Annotated in this window: 16 protein-coding genes; 5 read left to right on the forward strand and 11 right to left on the reverse strand. The window is 38.6% G+C overall.

Annotated features, from left to right (window positions below):
• Nucleotides 1-23: 23 nt before the first annotated feature.
• Entirely contained in the window at nt 24-863 is an 840-nt protein-coding gene (locus AC1DEF_RS20130) for a YitT family protein (protein ID WP_176521299.1), read from the reverse strand.
• A 256-nt stretch (nt 864-1,119) separates the two neighbouring features.
• Between AC1DEF_RS20130 and AC1DEF_RS20135 the strand changes: the two genes are divergently transcribed.
• On the forward strand, nt 1,120-1,980 hold the full coding sequence (locus tag AC1DEF_RS20135) for a DegV family protein (protein ID WP_043980523.1): 861 nt from the start codon (nt 1,120-1,122) through the stop codon (nt 1,978-1,980).
• A gap of 52 nt (nt 1,981-2,032) precedes the next feature.
• Complete coding sequence (locus tag AC1DEF_RS20140) at nt 2,033-2,164, forward strand: DUF3941 domain-containing protein (RefSeq protein WP_013055378.1); 132 nt, start codon at nt 2,033-2,035, stop codon at nt 2,162-2,164.
• 34 nt (nt 2,165-2,198) lie between these two features.
• On the opposite strand, the gene AC1DEF_RS20145 is transcribed toward AC1DEF_RS20140, so the two are convergent.
• A complete protein-coding gene (locus AC1DEF_RS20145) occupies nt 2,199-3,062 on the reverse strand; it encodes a CvfB family protein (RefSeq protein ID WP_013055377.1) in 864 nt (287 codons plus the stop codon).
• Between the two features lie 255 nt (nt 3,063-3,317).
• Here AC1DEF_RS20145 and AC1DEF_RS20150 point away from each other — a divergent pair, with 255 nt between their 5' ends.
• The 3 genes from AC1DEF_RS20150 to AC1DEF_RS20160 all read left to right on the forward strand — a co-directional run bounded on the left by AC1DEF_RS20150 (nt 3,318) and on the right by AC1DEF_RS20160 (nt 6,330).
• Nucleotides 3,318-3,809, forward strand: coding sequence for a YajQ family cyclic di-GMP-binding protein (locus AC1DEF_RS20150; protein WP_013055376.1), 492 nt, complete (start codon nt 3,318-3,320; stop codon nt 3,807-3,809).
• Nucleotides 3,810-3,949: 140 nt separating this feature from the next.
• Nucleotides 3,950-4,813: an SDR family oxidoreductase gene (locus AC1DEF_RS20155; RefSeq protein WP_016763019.1), complete on the forward strand. Its 864-nt coding sequence runs from the start codon at nt 3,950-3,952 to the stop codon at nt 4,811-4,813.
• 104 nt (nt 4,814-4,917) lie between these two features.
• A complete protein-coding gene (locus tag AC1DEF_RS20160; protein ID WP_097824338.1) occupies nt 4,918-6,330 on the forward strand; it encodes a sigma-54 interaction domain-containing protein in 1,413 nt (470 codons plus the stop codon).
• A 27-nt stretch (nt 6,331-6,357) separates the two neighbouring features.
• On the opposite strand, the gene AC1DEF_RS20165 is transcribed toward AC1DEF_RS20160, so the two are convergent.
• The 9 genes from AC1DEF_RS20165 to AC1DEF_RS20205 all read right to left on the reverse strand — a co-directional run bounded on the left by AC1DEF_RS20165 (nt 6,358) and on the right by AC1DEF_RS20205 (nt 19,642).
• Nucleotides 6,358-7,776 (reverse strand): amino acid permease, encoded by a 1,419-nt coding sequence (locus AC1DEF_RS20165; protein ID WP_013081723.1) that lies wholly within the window; start codon nt 7,774-7,776, stop codon nt 6,358-6,360.
• A 23-nt stretch (nt 7,777-7,799) separates the two neighbouring features.
• Complete coding sequence (locus AC1DEF_RS20170) at nt 7,800-9,479, reverse strand: M20/M25/M40 family metallo-hydrolase (protein ID WP_097824339.1); 1,680 nt, start codon at nt 9,477-9,479, stop codon at nt 7,800-7,802.
• Between the two features lie 103 nt (nt 9,480-9,582).
• Nucleotides 9,583-10,788, reverse strand: coding sequence for an ornithine--oxo-acid transaminase (locus AC1DEF_RS20175; RefSeq protein ID WP_013055371.1), 1,206 nt, complete (start codon nt 10,786-10,788; stop codon nt 9,583-9,585).
• A 23-nt stretch (nt 10,789-10,811) separates the two neighbouring features.
• A complete protein-coding gene (gene pruA, locus AC1DEF_RS20180) occupies nt 10,812-12,359 on the reverse strand; it encodes an L-glutamate gamma-semialdehyde dehydrogenase (RefSeq protein ID WP_014461625.1) in 1,548 nt (515 codons plus the stop codon).
• Nucleotides 12,360-12,705: 346 nt separating this feature from the next.
• Nucleotides 12,706-13,740, reverse strand: a complete 1,035-nt coding sequence (locus tag AC1DEF_RS20185) for a LacI family DNA-binding transcriptional regulator (protein ID WP_043980528.1) — start codon at nt 13,738-13,740, stop codon at nt 12,706-12,708.
• A gap of 66 nt (nt 13,741-13,806) precedes the next feature.
• Nucleotides 13,807-15,321 carry an alpha-amylase family glycosyl hydrolase gene (locus tag AC1DEF_RS20190; RefSeq protein WP_097824340.1) on the reverse strand — a complete coding sequence of 505 codons (1,515 nt, stop codon included), beginning with the start codon at nt 15,319-15,321 and terminating at the stop codon, nt 13,807-13,809.
• Between the two features lie 427 nt (nt 15,322-15,748).
• Complete coding sequence (locus AC1DEF_RS20195; RefSeq protein ID WP_016763013.1) at nt 15,749-16,597, reverse strand: phytoene/squalene synthase family protein; 849 nt, start codon at nt 16,595-16,597, stop codon at nt 15,749-15,751.
• Nucleotides 16,598-16,655: 58 nt separating this feature from the next.
• Nucleotides 16,656-18,113: a phytoene desaturase family protein gene (locus AC1DEF_RS20200; protein ID WP_097824341.1), complete on the reverse strand. Its 1,458-nt coding sequence runs from the start codon at nt 18,111-18,113 to the stop codon at nt 16,656-16,658.
• Nucleotides 18,110-19,642: a phytoene desaturase family protein gene (locus AC1DEF_RS20205; RefSeq protein ID WP_043980535.1), complete on the reverse strand. Its 1,533-nt coding sequence runs from the start codon at nt 19,640-19,642 to the stop codon at nt 18,110-18,112. Before AC1DEF_RS20205 ends, AC1DEF_RS20200 begins: the two co-directional genes overlap by 4 nt.
• Between the last annotated feature and the right edge of the window lie 69 nt (nt 19,643-19,711).

Raw genomic sequence — 19,711 nt, forward strand, 5'->3', positions numbered from 1 at the left:
GGTAATGAATACCTGGACCTTTTTTAATCCTTGCGAAACAAACCAAAGATTCCCGTTGTCTGAACGATATTGGTAAATGCTTTAGGATCTACCTCTTTAATCACTCGCTCCAAGTCAAATAATTCGTATCTAGTCAAAACAATCATCAGCATTTCTTTATCTTCGTTTGTAAAGCCGCCTTTAGCCGGTACCGCCGTAATCCCTCGCACAAGTTTGGCGTGAATCGCCTTTCTTAGCTCCACTCCTTTTTTCGTTACGATCATTGCTGTGAGTTTGACATGACGCGTATGAATAACATCAATGACGCGAGTAGTTGTATAAAGCGTCACAAGCGTATAGAGTGACTTCTCAGCACCATATAAAAGACCTGCTAGCACGATAATAATTGCGTTTAATATGAACATATAAGTGCCAATTGGTCGGTCCTTTACTCGAGATAAAATCAGGGCAATAATATCGAGCCCACCAGTTGAAGCTCCAAATTTCAACGTAATTCCTACCCCTACCGCTAAAATAACGCCTCCAAAAACTGCGTTAAGGATGATGTCTTTAGAAAGTGCTTGAATAGGAATAATTCCAAGAAACAAAGTTGTTGCAGCAACGCTGATAAAGCTGTAAACAGTAAATGACTTCCCAACTTTTTTCCACCCTAAAATAGTTACAGGAATATTTAACAAAAACAGCAGCACTCCAGTGGAAATAGTAAAAGGGGTGTAATCTGTCACGATACTCGAAACAAGCTGCGCTACTCCTGTAAAGCCGCTCGAATATACATTAGCAGGTATCAAAAACAAGTTGAGCGCAAGCGCATTCAATAATGCTCCTACCAAGACGACTATCGCTTTTTTTGTTTCAAGCCACATATTCAAATGACCGACCTCCGCTTTTTTAAAACTTCTTACTCTCCTATACCCATTTATAAAATGAATAAAGTCAGCATCTTTAAAATAGTTAGTACATATAGTATGTACGATTTGGCAGAATTAAAAAAACTTATTCAAAAATTGTATTTTCCTCAAAGTGCTTATACACTAATACTATGTCGTATATAACGCTTCTCAATGTTTATACATCAAATTCATTTAATATTTTATAAATGCAATTAGGAAGGTGACATTTATGTCAATTAAACTTTTAACCGATAGTGCAAGCGATTTGCCTTTATCCTTTTTTCAAGAAAATAACGTTGGCTTTTTACCACTTCGCGTAAGCCTGGATAATCAAGAATTTTTAGATCTACAAACGATTGAGCCAGCTTCTGTCTACGAAGCCATCCGTAAAGGCAAGATGCCAAAAACATCTCAAGCGGCTCCAACTACTATGTATGAAGTCTTTGAAGACATAGCTAAATCAGGTGATTCGTGCGTTTATTTAGCTTTTTCTTCAGAATTATCCGGTACATATCAAACAGCAATGATGATTCGAGAAGAACTCCTAGAAAAGTATCCCGATTTTCAATTAGAGATAATCGATACGAAATGTGCATCTCTTGGCCAGGGAGTAGTTACTTATTATGCAGCACAATTACTACAACAAAACCTCTCACTAGTAGAGATGACAGAAAAAATAAAGCAATACGCGCTGCATATGGAACATATTTTTACGGTCAATGACTTAGATTTTCTTGCTCAAGGAGGACGCGTGAGCAAAGCTTCTGCTTTTGTAGGAGGTCTGCTTAATATTAAGCCGCTGCTTCATGTGGAAGATGGAAAATTGATTCCAATCGAAAAAATCCGCGGCCGTAAAAAAGTATTTAAGCGCATGCTTGATGTAATGGAAGAGCGAGGAAAAAACCTCTCTTCTCAAACCATTGGAATTAGCCATGGAGATGATTTAGAAACAGCTCTTCAGCTGAAAGAGATGATTCAAGAACGTTTTGGAACCAAACATTTTATTATTAATATTATTGGTGCAGCCATAGGTTCTCACTCTGGCCCAGGGACGATTGCAGTCTTCTTTTTGAATGAAACCATCGAATAATTTAAAGAGGTCAGGGCATTCTAAAGATACGACCAAAAAGGGGTGTATCACAATGCCAAAAACGAGCGATAACGATAAAAAAGCAAAAGATAATAACGCAAAGCTTCACGAAAAGAATCTGCAAGCTAAGCATAACCGTGAGCTTGGAAAACATTCATTTTCTAAAAAAACTGATCACTTATAAAAAGAAGCCGCTGAATTTTCAGCGGCTTCTCCTTTTAGTTTTCTTCTTTTTTAAAATATGTCCATCCTTCTTCTTGATAAACTTTTCCTTCTTTCATCAGTTTACCAAGCGCACGTTTGAACGCAGCTTTACTCATATTAAAGCGCTCGCGAATATCTTCCGGATAGCTTTTATCCCAAAATGGCATAACGCCACCGCGGCTTTCCATGTAATCGTATAGTACTTGTGCATCTTCATCCATGCTTTCTTGCTTGCGCGGAAGAAGCGATACGTTTAGCGTTCCGTCTTCTTTTACATTAATTACGCGGCCTGTTACATACGTACCAAGCTTTGGTTCTTTGCGTCTCTCGCTTTCATGAATAAATCCAACATATCCTTCATCTGTCATAATAAATGAACCTACACGCAGTACGCGATAGATGTATCCGCTCACTTCACGATTAAAAAGTTCGGGCGGAGCATCTAATGCCATTGCTTTCATCACATCGTCTGTAGCAATTTTTCCGTACATCTTACCGCGCTTTGAAATCTTCATTGTACAGTAAACCTTGTTTCCGACTTCTGGCCACAGATCTTCTAGGGCAGGTAAGTCTGTTGAACCAATTAACATATCTTTGTTCATGCCGATATTTACAAACACGCCCAAACCTGGATTAACATCTACGACCTCGACCCACTCATAAACACCTTCTTCAACAAGAGGTAAGTGCATCGTTGCCGTTAAACGGTCATGCTGATCAAGATATAGAAAAACTTCTACTTCTTCTCCTTCAGCAAGTTCTCTTGTTGTTTCATTTTTATGTAGCAAAATTTCTTCTTCACCTTCTGCTAACATATAACCAATCGGCGTTTCCCGGTTTACTGTTAAATACGCTTTCATCCCAGCTTCTACATTCATCGTTCTATCCATCCTTTATATAAATTAGTAGTGATTATTCCGTCACCACATACCTTCTCACTTTGCATCGAACAGCATTTTAACTTTCAAATCAACTTAAATGCATGCATTGTTTAAAAAAGCTGCTTCTATAGCTTACAACAAAAAGCATAACTTGTATTGTATCAATTACCGGCTCTCTATTCAATATCAGTTGTATACAGTTTGTGTTTTATTTATAATAAAAGAACAAACTCTTTACATATGGAGGTTATTATGGCTAAAGATAGTTCATTTGACATTGTGTCACAAGTCGATTTATCAGAAGTAACAAACGGCATTACCATGGCAACAAAAGAAATTAAAACCCGCTACGATTTTAAAGGCAGTAAAAGCGAAATCTCGCTTGAAAACGAAGAGCTTGTTCTTATTTCTGATGATGAATTTAAGCTTGAACAGTTAAAAGACGTACTGATCTCCAAGCTTATTAAACGCGGCGTACCTACACGCAATATCTCATATGGAAAAATTGAGAACGCCTCTGGAGGAACGGTTAGACAACGCGCCAAGCTAATTCAAGGTATCGACAAAGACAACGCTAAAAAGCTAAATACAATTATTAAAAATACCGGTTTAAAAGTAAAAAGCCAGATTCAAGATGATCAGCTTCGCGTAAGCGGTAAAAATCGTGATGACCTGCAGCAAATTATTTCAGCTATTCGCAGCGCTGATTTACCTATTGACGTACAATTTATTAATTACCGCTAAAAAAATGGATGCTCCGGCATTCATTTTTTCTTTTAAAGCCTTTTTTTATTCGTTCAGGCTTATTCCTATGCATAGATACACTTTCTTAACAAATACTAGTATACGCTTACATACTCATATTAATTAAGGAGTGTATACCAATGAATCAAAATCAAAAACAAAACTTCCCTCCTCAGCATCAGCAAACTCAGCCAGGTATTGAGAAAGATATGCATCCAATCCCTACCTCTATCGCTCCAGACTATAAGGCAAGCGGAAAATTACAGAACAAAGTAGCTGTTATCACCGGAGGAGACAGCGGTATCGGACGTTCTGTCGCTTATCATTACGCTAAAGAAGGCGCAAATGTTGTCATAACCTACCTTAATGAACACGATGATGCAAATGAAACCAAAAAACAAGTTGAACGAATGGAAGCTTCTTGTTTATTGCTTGCTGGCGATATAGGAGATGAGCATTTTTGTCAAGAAGTCGTCTCAAAGGCGATTCAGACTTTCGGAAAAATAGACATCTTAGTCAATAATGCAGCTGAACAGCATCCTCAAAAAAGTATTACGGATATTACGACTGAACAGCTTACTCGTACGTTTCAAACGAATATTTTTTCAATTTTTCATCTGACCAAAGCTGCATTGCCTCATTTAAAACAAGGAAGCGCTATCATTAATACAACGTCTGTGACAGCTTACCATGGGCATGATCAGCTGATTGATTACTCTTCAACCAAAGGTGCTATCGTTGCTTTTACACGTTCTTTATCAGCTTCGCTCGCAACAAAAGGCATTCGCGTAAACGGCGTAGCTCCGGGACCCATTTGGACACCTCTTATTCCGTCTACGTTCGACGAACAGCAAGTTGCGACATTTGGGTCTAATACACCTATGAAACGGGCAGGACAGCCTTCTGAGCTCGGACCGGCCTATGTATACTTGGCAAGCTCTGATTCTTCTTATATGTCCGGGCAAGTTCTGCACATTAATGGGGGATCTATTGTAAACGGATAACATTGCTCTTCGGTCATTCATTTATTTTTATGTGGAAACACTATCAGAATTCAGCTATTTTTGTTTAAATAGAGATATGAACACCGCTAAAGGAGAGTATTTGAATGACCGATACATTAAGCACTCTTAAACATATATACGAAACCATTTTAAATAAAGTCGATGCCGGTATCCATGCGGTCGATGAAACAGGAAAAACTATTATTTATAATGAAAAGATGACAAAGATGGAGCTGATGGATGAACAAGACGTTTTACATAAAAACTTGTTAGATGTGTTTATGTTCAAAGAAAATCAGCAAAGCACGCTTGTACAGGCGCTGCAAAAAGGAAAAGAAACGGTTAACGTCAAGCAAACGTATTTCAACAATCAAGGACAAGAAATTACGACGATTAATAATACCTTCCCTATTTTAAAAGACGGGGTCATTCAAGGAGCGGTTGAAATTGCTCAGGACGTGACGAAACTAGAGCGTCTAATCCGGCAAAACATTAGGCAAAAAGGAAACACACGCTTTACGTTTGATAGCATCATTGGAAACAGTCAAGCTGTTCATGATGTGATTGAAGACGCCAAGCGCGCTACTAGAACTCCTTCTTATGTCTTAATCATTGGAGAAACAGGCACGGGAAAAGAACTGTTTGCTCAAAGCATACATAATGGCAGCAGCCGCTCTTCTGCTCCTTTTATTTCACAAAACTGTGCTGCGCTACCGGATAATTTAATTGAAAGCCTTTTGTTCGGTACGAAGCGCGGAGCTTTTACAGGTGCAATGGATAATCCTGGCCTTTTCGAACAAGCGCAAGGAGGCACATTACTGCTAGATGAAATCAACTCGTTAAACCCAAATCTTCAGGCTAAGCTTCTTCGAGTGCTGCAGGAAAAAACCGTACGAAGAATTGGGGATACAGTGGACAAACCGGTTAACGTTCGAGTGATCGCGAACATGAATGAAGATCCAATCGATGCAATTGCAGAAAACCGATTACGCAAAGACTTATATTATCGACTTGGCGTCGTGACGCTTTTTATTCCTCCTCTTCGTGAACGAAAAGAAGATATTATTGAATTAACAAAGTTTTTCATCAAAAAATACAATGATTTATTTCAGATGAATGTAAAAACCGTAGATCACCAAGTTATGTCTTCTTTTCTCTCTTATGACTGGCCAGGGAACGTACGGGAATTAGAACACATTATTGAAGGTGCAATGAACTTAGTAATGGACGAAGATGTTATTCACTATTCTCACCTTCCTTTCCAATACAGAACGAAGTTCCAGCTAAAGCAGCATGAACATTTTGAAAATAAAGCAAGCAGTGAGGCACCTTCTTATCCAAGCGCTTTTCACCCTTCTCTTCCTTTAAAGGAACAGCTGTTAGCGTTCGAAGCAGAATGTATTAAACAAACGCTTGAACAACACAGCCACAACATCTCAAAAAGTGCTAAGATACTAGGGCTGACTAGACAAAGCTTGCAGTATCGTATGAAACGATTAAACATCCGCTCTAAATAAAAAAGAAGTGCACAGTGCACTTCTTTTTTATTTTGCTTTATAAACCGGTGAATCCGATTGTTTTTGATCAATATTTTTCTTGATTCCTACGTGATAATACACGTAGAGTACAATGATTAAAGGGACACCACAGTAAAGACCAATTCGTTGATCCGGAATAAAAATTAAGCTGATTAATACAAGTCCATACAAACAAAAACCTAGAATAGGAACGAACGGATAAAGCGGCGTTTTAAATTTCAATTCCTTTATGTCTCCTCCTTCCGCTAAAAAACGACGGCGGAACATAAATTGAGAGGCACAAATGGACATCCAAACAATAATGGTCACCATTCCTGAAATCGAAATAAACCAAAGATATACGGTTTCAGCAGCCACGACGCTTGTAATCAACGAGCACCCTGAAATAATCATTGTCACAATTAATGCGTTAATTGGAACACCTTTTGAAGATAATTTCTTCAAAGGTTTTGGCCCCATATTGCTGTTTGACAGTGACCAAAGCATACGAGAAGCAGCATAAACGCCGGAGTTCGCCACTGATAGAACAGCTGTTAAAATGACGAAGTTCATGATATCCGCTGCGTATGGAATGCCAATTTGATCTAATACGGCAACAAACGGACTTTCAATGACACCTGCTGTTTTGTATGGCAGAATAGAGACTAAAACAAACATAGCTAACACAAAGAAAAACAGCGTTCTCCAAATGACGTTTCGAATAGATCTCGGCAACGTTTTCTCAGGACTTTCACTTTCTCCTGCTGCAATGCCGACAAGCTCCGTTCCTTGAAACGAAAAGTTAACCGTTACTAAAGTCAATAAAACTGCCAGTATTCCATTTGGAAAAAGACCTGCGCCTTGGGTGAAATGTGAAAGAAACGGTGCGGGTTCTCCTCCCTTGAAATCGATAAAACCAAAAACAGCAGCTCCTCCAATTAAAATAAATAGAATAATAGCCGTAACTTTAATACTCGAAAACCAAAACTCAGTTTCAGCATAACTTCGAGCAGAAAGAGCGTTAATTAAAAATGTAATGACGCCAAAGATCAAGCACCATGACCATATAGGTACATCAGGAAACCACCTCTGCATTAAAATTCCTGCTGACGTAAATTCAAGCCCCGTCGTATTTGCCCAGCTGAACCAGTACAGCCATCCAATCATAAAGCCTGTAGAAGGCCCTAAAAACCTTGTAGCGTATTCTTGAAAGGAACCTGAAACCGGCATTGCTACCGCTAGCTCTCCTAAACAAAGCATAACTAAGTACATGAGGAAGCCGCCTATTATATATGCAAGAATGGCTCCTCCCGGCCCTGCCTGGCTAATAGTAAAACCCGAACCTAAAAATAGGCCTGTTCCAATCACGCCTCCTAACGCAATCATAAATAAATGTCTGCTTTTCATTGTTCTCTGTAATTGGTTTTGTTCTGTATGTCTATTCATCGGTACCTCCGTTCTTCATTTTCTTATATGTGGTTTGTACAAGCATGCCTACTTTTTAGCATCTGAACAGTTGTTTCTTGAATCAACTTAGGAAGAACTCCGAACGAATAAGGCTTATACACTCGCTCTGTCCACTTATGTCCGTCTTTCCCATATACTCCTATATTGATGGACGGAATATTTAACTCTCGAATTTCACGGAAAGGAATCGCCCCTACAATCCCCCACCCCGGAAAGTTACGTGTAAAAGCATCGATTTCCTCATCTGTCTCATGAAGAGATAAAAAGCTGCCATCCGCTAGGTAGGGAAAAAAATTTTTAAACTGAAACGTCTCTCCCGTCTGTTTTCCAACCTTCTCCACAGCTGCTTGCAAGGGATAAAGAAGCTGCTGATCTCTGCTTTCGTCTTTCTTCAAGTGATTATGAGGCAAGTAAGGCGGTGCAAAAAAGACAATTACGCGCGGACTTTGATGCGGATCTAACTTTTGAAGTTCTTCAATTACTTTAAAGCACCTTGTTCTAAGTTCTAAATGCCCATACTGTTCGAAAGCTCGTTCAATACAAGCCTGAGCATTTATCCCTTTTTGATCCAATTCTTCCAGGTAATCTTCCAAACTCACAACATCCACTTTCCAAGACAAGTTTCGCTTTGGTAAATTCGTTCTCCAAACAAAAAGTTCGTAATAATCAGAAAGTTTTTTCTCCACTTTTTCACATGCTTCGATTGATAATGCAATTAATTGACTCATCACTTCTTTTGCCGTTCGTTCATAGATGAAATAGTTAAAATACAAATGACTGCTTACAGCAGTTTGCACATTATAAGCCTCTTTATTATCTCGTTGATACAGACAGGAAGGTGGCAGTACCAGCTCTCCTTCAATATTTTCAGCTAGATTAATATTGTTATGGATGCTTCCTGTAATCTCAGATGCAATCAAATTAGGATCTATACCAGCAAGCGTATCTCCTACGTGTACCTCCCTTCCGTAAATATAAAAACATGGAAGCAGTTTCCCAGCGGCTCCTGTATAAATATAGCGCGTGGAATCTCCATCGTAAAGAGGTGTAATAAAGTCGGTATTAATCGCTGCTACATATGAAAGATTTTTTTCTTTTTTCAAACGGTTCAGTTCAGAAACGGCAGAAATAATTCCAGCATGCTGACTTTCCTCATCTGGGTTGACCATAAAAAGGACGTTTCCTTCTAATTTATTTGGATGCTTAGTAAAATGCAGCACATTGGCTAAATGTACAGCAATTCCACTTTGCATATCAACGGCTCCTCTTCCAAACATCCATTCACCTGAGCGAGCATCTCGCTGTACATCTTCATTAATGTTATGCGTAGAGAAATAGCGCTGAAGTTCTTCTGGATCTAATGCTATGTCTTTTAATGGACCAAAATCTTCAATGCCAACCGTATCTAAGTGAGCGTGATAAATCATTGTTTGAGCATTTTTTTTGCTGCCTTGAATAAAAGCAAATACATTTTTTCTACCTAGCGTATCGCCATTAATTTTCTGTTCCCAAACGTGGAGGGGATTTTCTTTGAAATAAGGAAAACTTTGAAGCGTGTTTTTAATGAAATCAGCAATCTTTACTTCGCCGCTTGTCCCATTGATACTTTTGATTTTCACTAACGCTTTTGTTAAACATTCAACTTGCTCTTCCATGCTTAGCTGTGAGAGTTGGATATACACTTCTATTCCTCCTGCCTATCAAATAAAAACGTTATTTAGCTGCATATGAATAAAAATAGTACGATATATACATATCGTACTATTTTTATTTATTTTAAACCGATTACTCAGCAAATACTTTTTCAATTCGTTCAATTGCCCAGTCTAACTCTTCTTTTGAAATCGTTAGCGGCGGAGCAAAACGAATAACCGTACTGTGCGTTTCTTTACAAAGCAAACCTTGGTCTTTTAATTTTTCACAATAAGGACGAGCTTCTTCGTGTAATTCTACCCCAATGAATAGACCTCGGCCGCGCACTTCTTTAATAACTGGATTGCTTAAGCTTTGGAGCTTCTGCTTGAAATAAGAACCTAATTCTAATGAACGCGCTGGAAGTTCTTCATCTTCAATTACTTCCAAAGCAGCTAATGATACGGCACAAGCAAGCGGGTTTCCTCCAAATGTTGAACCATGAGAGCCAGGGTTAAAGACACTTAAAATGTCTTCATTAGCGACTACGCAAGAAATAGGGAAAACTCCTCCTCCAAGCGCTTTACCTAAAATCAGCATATCTGGTTCTACGCCTTCCCAATCACAAGCAAACATTTTGCCTGTACGCGCTAAGCCAACTTGTATTTCATCAGCAATAAATAGCACATTATGTTCTTTACATAAATCAGCTGCAGCTTTTAAGAAGCCTTCTGGAGGTAAAACGATACCTGCTTCACCTTGAATTGGCTCAATTAAAAATGCGGCTGTATTTGGTGTAATAGCAGCTTTTAACGCTTCTAAATCACCATAAGGAATGGTTTGAAGCCCTGGAAGCATCGGTCCAAAACCACGTTGATATTCTGCTTCAGACGATAAGGAAACAGCTGTCATTGTACGACCGTGGAAGTTGCCCACACATGCGATGATTTGTGCTTGATTTTCAGCAACGCCTTTCACATCGTAAGCCCAGCGGCGTGCAGCTTTAATGGCTGTTTCCACCGCTTCTGCTCCCGTATTCATTGGAAGAGCCATATTTTTATTTGTTAATTTACAAATCTTTTCATACCATGGACCAAGCTGATCATTATGAAAAGCTCGTGACGTTAACGTTACTTTATCAGCTTGACGTTTTAATGCTTCAATAATTTTTGGATGACGATGTCCTTGGTTAACAGCGGAATAAGCACTTAGCATATCCATATATTTATTATTTTCTGGATCGTGTACCCATACGCCTTCTGCCTTTTCAATTACAATCGGCAGCGGATGATAGTTGTGTGCCCCAAATTTTTCTGTTTGCTCAATGATTTTCACCGTTTTTTGTGTTTCAGTTGTCATATTTACTCCTCCTTATTTTCTAATTAGAATGTTTCAGATGTTGTTTTTGCTTGCATGTGAAGAACAAGATAATCCGGTCCGCCTGCTTTTGAATCCGTTCCTGACATATTAAATCCGCCAAAAGGCTGGTAACCCACAATCGCTCCTGTACATCCTCTGTTAAAATACAGATTTCCAACATGGAACTCTTCACGGGCGCGCTCAATATGCTCGCGGTTGTTTGATAATAAAGCGCCTGTTAATGCATATTCTGTATTGTTTGCAATCTCCATCATATGATCAAAATCTCGCGCTTTAGAGAATGCTACTACCGGACCAAAAATTTCTTCTTGCATGAGACGAGCTTTTTCATCTACATCCGCAAAAATAGTTGGCTGAATAAAGTATCCAGTTGAATTGTCTGCTTCTCCTCCCGCAACAAGCCGTCCTTCTTCTTTTCCAATTTCAATATACGATAATACTTTGTTATACGACGCCTCATGAATAACAGGTCCCATATAAGTTGAAACTTCTTCCGGGTTTCCAACGGTTAATGTTTTTGTTAGCGCAACTGCTTTTTCAAGCACTTCATCATACACATCTTGATGCACAACAGCACGAGAACCAGCGGAGCACTTTTGCCCTGCAAAACCAAATGCAGAGTATACAATTGAAGAAGCAGCTAAATCAAGATCCGCATCTTTGTCTACAACCACCGTATCTTTTCCGCCCATTTCAGCAATAACGCGTTTTAGCCATTTTTGGCCCGGCTGTACTTTTGCTGCTCTTTCGTAAATGCGGCAACCTACTGCGCGCGAGCCGGTAAATGAAACAAAACGTGTTTTTGGATGTTCAACTAAGTAGTCACCGATTTCAGGTGTAGCACCAGGAATAAAGTTTAATACGCCTTTCGGTAAACCTGCTTCTTCCATTACTTCTACAAATTTCGCTGCTACTACAGGAGTGGCATCAGCTGGCTTTAATAAAATCGTGTTGCCTGTTACGATAGCTGCCACTGCTGTTCCAGCCATGATAGCTAACGGGAAGTTAAAGGGTGAAATAATAATACCTACGCCAAGTGGAATATAATTGTACTGATTATACTCACCGTCTCGACTCTGTACTGGAGAACCATCTTTTAACGTCAGGACTTGACGTGCATAGTACTCTAAAAAATCAATTGCTTCTGCTGTATCAGCATCTGCTTCGTTCCAAGGCTTTCCTGCTTCTTTTACAAGATAACTAGAAAATTCATGCTTTCTGCGACGGATGATGGCCGCTGCACGGAAAAGAATATCCGCGCGATGTTCTACTTTCCATTTTTTCCACGTTTCAAAAGCTTTTAAAGCTGACTGCATCGCTTGCTCTGCTAAGTCTTTATTTACTGTAGAGACATATCCAATCACTTCTTTTATATTCGCTGGGTTAACAGACGTAATTTTCTCTTCAGTTTCCACTTTTTCACCGTCGATCACAAGCGGGTACGTTTTGCCAAGCTGTGTATTTACATATGTTAATGCTTCTTGAAATGCCTTTTTATTGTTTTCGTCCTTAAAATTTGTAAATGGTTCATGAGAATAAGAAACTACCATGATATATACCTCCTAGTATGCAAATCTTTGTTTACTTTATAGTTATGCAAATAGCGTGCCAACTTTTAATAAAACTTTACAGCCTATTTGTCATCAAGGTTTTCACCACTTATATCATTCTTTCTTTTTGATAAAGGAAAAAATAATTGGCACGTGTATATTTTTTTTGCACTTTAAACGCCAATATATTTGGCACAGAAAATATATTGAGACATAACAAAATCAATCCAATCTAAAAACGAAAAAATCCGAACAAGTTTGATTCTCCATCAAGAATCAAACTCGTTCGGATCTTCCTTCAACTACAATACTTTTGTCTCAGCCTCTTTTCTCTTTGTATATAAAGTTATCTCTTCGTCATTTGAATGGTTTTACAGGATTGTCTTTCAATCATTTTGTGGGGAACGCGCACTTGTTCTGCAACAGCATATGGCGTTTCAATCTGCTTAATCAAGCAGCGTACAGCCTGATAACCAAGTTCAAAAATATTAATATCAATAGATGTGAGAGCAGGTCTAGCCATTTCGGCGATCAGAACATTATTAAAACTGACAATCGAAATGTCTTCAGGAACCGAAATTCCCATTTCATCCAATGTATTTAAAACGCCTAATGCCATTAGATCGTCTGCTACTACCAGAGCTGTTGGACGTTCTTTTAGAGATAAAAGTTCGCAAACAGCTTCTTTTCCTCCCTTTTGTAGAAATTCTTCATGAATTACATACTCGTCCCGGTAAGGTATGTTTGCTTTTTGAATCGCTTTATCATAGCCTGTTAAACGGTCAATGGTAACGACTAATTCAAGACTTCCGCCAATAAAAGCAATACGCTCATGTCCAGATTCAATTAAATATTCCGTCGCTTCTTTTCCAGCTTTAAAATTATCATTATCAACAAACGTGATGCTTTCACTATGTTTAAACGGCTTTCCAATAACTACAAACGGCACGCTCTGTTCTTGCAAATAAGAAAGTACTTGATCATCAACTTTGGAGTACAGCAAAATTAATCCATCCACTCGTCTTCCCTGTACCATTTGAACAACTTCTGCAAAAATCTCTTCTTCCGTTTCTCCAGTGGACATATAAATCGCTCTTTTGTTTTCGTGAGCTCCGGTGCTGATTCCTCTTAGCACTTCGGGAAAGAACGGATTTTGAAACACCTTGTCTGCTGAGCTCGGCATCACTAGGCCGACTGCCTCTGTCGTTTGATTTGCTAGACTTCGCGCAATAATATTTGGGTGATAACCAAGTTCTTTCATAGCCGATCGCACGCGCTGTTTTGTTTTTTCACTAATTCTTGAGCTGTCTGCAATGACGCGAGATACCGTCGAAGGGGCTACATTTGCTAAATTTGCCACATCTTTTATTGTTACACCCATAATTCCACCTCTTAATTATGTTTTCTTCATTAATACTTATAATACTTATCCAATATAATTTGACAACTACGACGCGCTGTCCTTTTTACGAGATTGAGAAATTTTCTTTTCTTTTCTTCTTTTTGAAGATGCTTTGTACAAAAAGATGCCAAATCCCGTATAAACAGCAGCAACCGCTGCGATATATCCAATATTAACCCCTGACTTTTTCACTACTTTATATACATTTGTGGTCTCAGGCTCCAATGAAATGTTGTATACATCGTCAACGGGTCGTATAATTCCTTCCGTTATTAACCCTCTTAGTTCATTTTCTTTTCCAACTTTTTTAAGCGGGACATTAATGGCCGAAGTTTCCTTTGTATTATTAATCACAACAAACGTCGTTTCGTCCTTATACCTTCTCTTGTATACAGCCACACCTTGTTGCTCAGACACAAGGGTAAAGCTTCCTTTTCGAAGAGAAGGCGACTTTGCTCTAAGTTCAGCCAGTTTTTTTAAATGATCTATAATATCGGGATTAGCTAAAAAATTCATCATGCCATAATTTTCTGCTCCTTTTCCCCCATTCAGCGCAATTTCCGTTCCATAAAAAACGATTGGTACACTCGGCGAAGTATAAAGATACGAAAGCCCTTGCTTTGTTCGGGCTCCAGGATGATTTTCACTCTTTAATGCTTGTGCTGTAAAACGCGTGCTATGAACATCATCTAAAAAATTGGCTAAAGGATGATTACTTCCTTTTCCCCACTTGTCATACAACATTTTCTGCGGACGATTAGTACCGCTAAACGTAGCAGCAGTGGCTTCGGCTAGCGTTCTATCTACAAGCAAATCTACTCCTAACGAATCAGCCTGCTCATTTTTTTTAAATGGTTCCCCGTTTATTTCTCCTATTAATAGAAAAGAAGGATCCATGCTTTTTAGCGTCTTAGAAAAGGATGAAATAAATGCAGAAGGGGCTTGATCGATATCTTTAACGTAATATCCGTCAATATCTGCTTGTTTGCCCCACCAAGCAGCATTTTTAATAAGGTATTTCTGCACAGCGCTTTCTTTTAAATTAAGGTGAGGCAATGCTTTAATTACTTCGTTATCTGTACCGGATTTATTACTTATCCATGTGTGTTTTTCTTTATCTGCTACCCAGGGATGATTGTTACTGATTGTCAAAGGAAATTCGACCATAATTTTTATATTGCGCTCATGTGCTTTCTTCACAAGATTTTGTAAGTCTTTTAACGTTCCAAAATGATCGTCTATTTTATAATGGTTGGTCACCGCATATCCATGATAGCCTGTCTCATCATTTTCCATAAAAGGAGTTAATAAAACAGCGGTAAATCCCATCTCTTGAATATAGTCTAACTTTTGTGCTATTCCCTGTAAATCGCCTCCATAATAGGCATCTGAACGTTCATAGTTAACATTTCGATCATTCTGTTCACTTCCGTTATAAAAACGGTTGATCATCAATGAGTATATTACCTCATCACGTATATCTTTATGATCTTGCGCTGAGGCACTGCTTCCAAAAAGCAATAGTAGTATAAGCAGCATACTTGTCCTTTTCCATTTCATCTATTCCCCTCCTATAGACGAACTGTTTCAAACTCACTTTTGTTTCCATTATAACGTTAACGCTTACATTATTGTTAAATAAGTTGATAAAAACAAAAAAAGTGATTAAAAGTTTTTACTTTTAATCACTTTTTTCCATCTATATGCTGCTATACCGTCTCATTTACGTTCGAGATATGAGGTTTATCCGATACTTTACCAACTTTATTTAATCGATCAATCAATCCAACACCAAATTCAGGATGAAGGTTACCATCTGCTGTCGCTACGAAACTTTCACGAAATTCGTATGCGGATGAACCATGTTCAGCAAAATCTAAACCAGCAATTTCTTCTTGGCTGAGACTTTTTTCTTATTTACATAATAGTTAACGCTTTCATATCTTTTCAAAAAAAAGTAACGCAAAGGAAAAGTAATTCCTTTGCGTTACCCCGTAGAAATAGATGTCATAATTTTCTTTTTCACTTGACTTGTGACAAAGTGCTTTTCTGTAAATACGTCATAATTTTCTTTTCGAATTTTATCAAGAATCGCTCGGTATAAATGCGCCGCTCCTGTGAGAGGCAAACGAGAAGCGACCGGATATTTATGAATCGACTGAAGTCCTTTTATATAATACATCTCCGCTTCTTTGGCCAGGTGCTCCCACATCTCTATAAATTCAGAAGTGACCCACCGGTTCTCTAATAGCATGCGCGTATATCCGTAAGAATTCATAAGGTCTTTCGGTAAATAAATGCGCCCTCGCTCTAAGTCTTCCCCAACGTCTCTTAAAATGTTGGTCAGCTGCATCGCAATGCCTAATGCAACTGCTTCTTCTTCTAATTCTTTATGAGTAGTTGGAGCTAAAATCGGTAAAAGCATTAACCCTACCGTACTCGCTACATGATAAGAGTATGTTTTCACTTCATCAAGCGTATCGTATTCTTTTTTTACTAAATCCATTCTCTGGCCGGTAATCATATCATCAAACGCTTGAACATTCATCTCATATTGTTCAAATACATTGCGCAGAGCTACCCACATGGCGCTTTCGTTTAATAGTTCTCCATTTTTAAATCGGGCAAATTCTGATTCGAATTGCTGCAACTCTATTTCAGGGTTGCATCCTTCATCTACAATATCATCGACTTGACGGCAAAATGCATATACTGCCCATACTGCCTTTCTTTGTTTTGACGGCAGCATGGAAAAAGCTTTGTAAAACGTTTTTGAGTTTTCTTTAATAATTTCTTCACACTGATTGTACGCTTTGTCTAACGAAATGTTCATCATATAGGACCCCTTTCTCTATTAAAGGATAAACCATCATTTCCTTATGGCTTACAAGATCTTAAGAAAGCTTTGCAACCGTTTGAACAGATGATTGTTCAATAAGATGATCAGCTAACATTTTTGCTCCTTGCATAACAATTGGCACGCCTCCGCCTGGATGAATAGATGCTCCGACTGCAAAAACATTTTTATATTCGTACGGCTGGTACTGGGGTCTGAATACGCCTGATTGAAACAGCTCAGGAGCAATACCAAAGCTTCCTCCTTCGTAAAGTCCAAATGCTTGAGCATCATTTGGCGTGCGTACTTTTACCCATTCTATTTCTTTACGAAGCTCTTCAAACCCTTTTTCTTCTAAAGTTCGAATGATTCCATCAACAAAATCTTGCTGATTGCTCCAATCAATGTGGCCGCCTGATGGAACCGGTATAAGTGCATATAGCACACTTTTCCCTTCAGGGGCTAACGATGGATCAATAACAGAGGGATTAAATGTATAAATAGCGGGATCTTCAGGAATCGTTTTATGCTTAAACACTGCTTCCATATGTTTAGCTAAATCATTGCCCATAAAGTATTGATGCACATTGTGATGATCATATTTTCTCTTCAAACCAAGATAAAGCAGCAGACAGCTGGACGAAGGCACATACTTCTTTTCTTTTTTTCGAGCAATTTTCGCCATATTAGGAAAGTCGCCATTTAAAACAACTTGATCAAATGGATAAAGTTTTTCGTCAACAATAACCCCTTCCGTTTTGTCTCCTGATATAGAAAGCTCTTGAACCGCCTTATTCAAATGAATGTTTACACCTTGCTCTATCAGCGCCTTTTCAAGAAGTGGCACAAGACTTGCGTATCCGCCTTTTACGTAATAGATGCCATGAGCATGCTCACTGTAAGGAACAAGGGAATAAATAGCTGGCGCCGAATAAGGATTTCCTCCAATATAGAGAGATTGCAGGGAATAGGCATCTACTAGACGTTCATCATGGAAATACGTTGAAACAAATTTTCTCATTGATTTATTTGCATTCATTTTTTTTAATGCCTTGATGTTTTGCCATGTCCAAAAATCTCGTTTATTTACAAATGTTTTTTCCAAAAATGCCTTACTTCCTAATTCAAATCGCTTTTTTAATTCAGTCATAAAACGCCGGTAGTTTTGCTCTTCGCCTGGAAACAAACGGCTAATTTCCTCTAACTGATCTTTTTCAGTCGCTTTTTTTGTATAGGTCGTCCCGTCTGGAAAATGAATATCATAAAGTGGATCACAGCGTTTTAGTTCATATTGAGAAGCAGAAATGCCTGCTTCATCTAAAATACGTTCAAGCATTAAAGGCAGTAAGACAATCGTGGGACCTTCATCAATTTTATAACCATCTTTTTCTACAAACGCCAACCGGCCGCCCAGCTTGTTTTCTTTTTCGAAAATATCAACAGAAAATCCTCGTTTGCTTAATAACAAAGCGGTAATCAAACCGCCTATGCCGCCTCCAACAATTGCTGTTCTCATAATGCACTCTCCATTTCCTTCATGGTTTTAAACGGCTCATTCAGTAATTGTCCGTCTCTTTTTAAGATGAGCTTTGTCGTAATGCGAGATGATTCCAGAATAGTTGGTAGACCGCTTCCTGGATGAGTTCCTCCTCCAACTAGCCAGCAGTTTTCTAATTCTTCAAATTTATTATGCGGACGCAGCACCATCATTTGAGTGAGCTGATGTCCAAGATTAAATGTCGCTCCTTTATAGACCAGCACGTCTTCTTCCCACTGCTTTGGTGAAATGATTTTTTCAACTTCAATATGACTCTCTAAATCTTTGAAGCCCGTTTTCTTTTCTACAATTCTTAATACTGCATCCCGGAAATCTTTTTGTTTTTCATCCCAGTTTACGCCGCTGAAATTATTTGGAACCGGCGCTAAAATATAAAGAGCAGACTTTCCTTCTGGTGCTAAAGTTGGGTCCGTTACCACAGGGTTTTGAATGTAGATAGAAGGGTCTTCTGAAAGAGCTAGCGTTTTTGTGATCTCTTCTACATTTTTTTTATAATCTTCAGCGAACACAATCGTGTGATGAGGCAGATCTTTGTACTGTTTGTCTATGCCTAGATAAATCATGAAAGTAGAACAAGAGTATTTTTTCTTTTCAAGTTTTTTAACTGCATATTTTTTAAGGGTACCTTCATCTATTAAATTCGTCATCGCATGAGCAAAATCTCCATTGATAATGACGTCGTCTGCCCCTATTCGCTCTCCATTTTCTAGAATAATTCCTTTTACTCTCTTATTTTCAACCCATAGTTTTTGGACACCTTGGTTTAAGTGGATGTGCCCTTGATGTTCTTCCACTACTTTTGCCATTGCTTGAGATAGTTGGTTTACTCCTCCTATTGGATGGAAGATACCGTAAGCATGTTCCATAAACGATAAAATAGAAAAGGCTCCTGGACATTCCCAAGGGGACATTCCCAAGTACTTCGATTGAAAAGTAAAAGCTAATTTCAATTTCTCATCAGTGAAATACTTGCCAAGCACATCATAGAGCGTTTTACCTAAGGATAAGTGCGGCAGTGCTCGAATTGCTTCAGGCTTTAAATAGTGATGAAAACGATCCATCTCGCCCTGCAATAAAGGCAGCAAAGCCGCCATCTTTGCTTCGGTGTCTTTCATAAAGCGCTCATAGCCTTCTCCGTTTCCTGGGTATAAACGTTCGATTTCTTCTTTCATCTTTTTATGGTTATCCGTCATCTGAATCTGCGCATCATCGAAAATAAGCTCATACATGAGATTTAGACGTTTTAAGTCCATATAATCATGCGCATTGCGATTAGCAGCTTGAAATAATTCTTCGAAAATCTGTGGCATGCTCAAAAATGTAGGACCCATATCAAACGTATAACCCGACATTTTAATCGCTGAATTTCGCCCGCCCACGTATCCTTGCTTTTCATATACATCTACTTTATAGCCATGACTTGCTAACAGCATCGCTGCCGCTAGTCCTCCTGGACCTGCTCCAATCACGATTACGTTTTTTTGCATACATACACTCCTAATCCTATACAATAGTTATACAAACATTATACAAAGCTTTATTATTAAACACAACGA

Source organism: Priestia sp. 10L35, from assembly GCF_056395685.1.

Excerpts from the sequence above, each read along its gene's own strand:
- AC1DEF_RS20130 (WP_176521299.1), bottom strand. The coding sequence starts at position 863 with ATGTGGCTTGAAACAAAAAAAGCGATAGTCGTCTTGGTAGGAGCATTA.
- AC1DEF_RS20135 (WP_043980523.1), top strand. The coding sequence starts at position 1,120 with ATGTCAATTAAACTTTTAACCGATAGTGCAAGCGATTTGCCTTTATCC.
- AC1DEF_RS20140 (WP_013055378.1), top strand. The coding sequence starts at position 2,033 with ATGCCAAAAACGAGCGATAACGATAAAAAAGCAAAAGATAATAACGCA.
- AC1DEF_RS20145 (WP_013055377.1), bottom strand. The coding sequence starts at position 3,062 with ATGAATGTAGAAGCTGGGATGAAAGCGTATTTAACAGTAAACCGGGAA.
- AC1DEF_RS20150 (WP_013055376.1), top strand. The coding sequence starts at position 3,318 with ATGGCTAAAGATAGTTCATTTGACATTGTGTCACAAGTCGATTTATCA.
- AC1DEF_RS20155 (WP_016763019.1), top strand. The coding sequence starts at position 3,950 with ATGAATCAAAATCAAAAACAAAACTTCCCTCCTCAGCATCAGCAAACT.
- AC1DEF_RS20160 (WP_097824338.1), top strand. The coding sequence starts at position 4,918 with ATGACCGATACATTAAGCACTCTTAAACATATATACGAAACCATTTTA.
- AC1DEF_RS20165 (WP_013081723.1), bottom strand. The coding sequence starts at position 7,776 with ATGAATAGACATACAGAACAAAACCAATTACAGAGAACAATGAAAAGC.
- AC1DEF_RS20175 (WP_013055371.1), bottom strand. The coding sequence starts at position 10,788 with ATGACAACTGAAACACAAAAAACGGTGAAAATCATTGAGCAAACAGAA.
- pruA (WP_014461625.1), bottom strand. The coding sequence starts at position 12,359 with ATGGTAGTTTCTTATTCTCATGAACCATTTACAAATTTTAAGGACGAA.
- AC1DEF_RS20185 (WP_043980528.1), bottom strand. The coding sequence starts at position 13,740 with ATGGGTGTAACAATAAAAGATGTGGCAAATTTAGCAAATGTAGCCCCT.
- AC1DEF_RS20190 (WP_097824340.1), bottom strand. The coding sequence starts at position 15,321 with ATGAAATGGAAAAGGACAAGTATGCTGCTTATACTACTATTGCTTTTT.
- AC1DEF_RS20195 (WP_016763013.1), bottom strand. The coding sequence starts at position 16,597 with ATGATGAACATTTCGTTAGACAAAGCGTACAATCAGTGTGAAGAAATT.
- AC1DEF_RS20200 (WP_097824341.1), bottom strand. The coding sequence starts at position 18,113 with ATGAGAACAGCAATTGTTGGAGGCGGCATAGGCGGTTTGATTACCGCT.
- AC1DEF_RS20205 (WP_043980535.1), bottom strand. The coding sequence starts at position 19,642 with ATGCAAAAAAACGTAATCGTGATTGGAGCAGGTCCAGGAGGACTAGCG.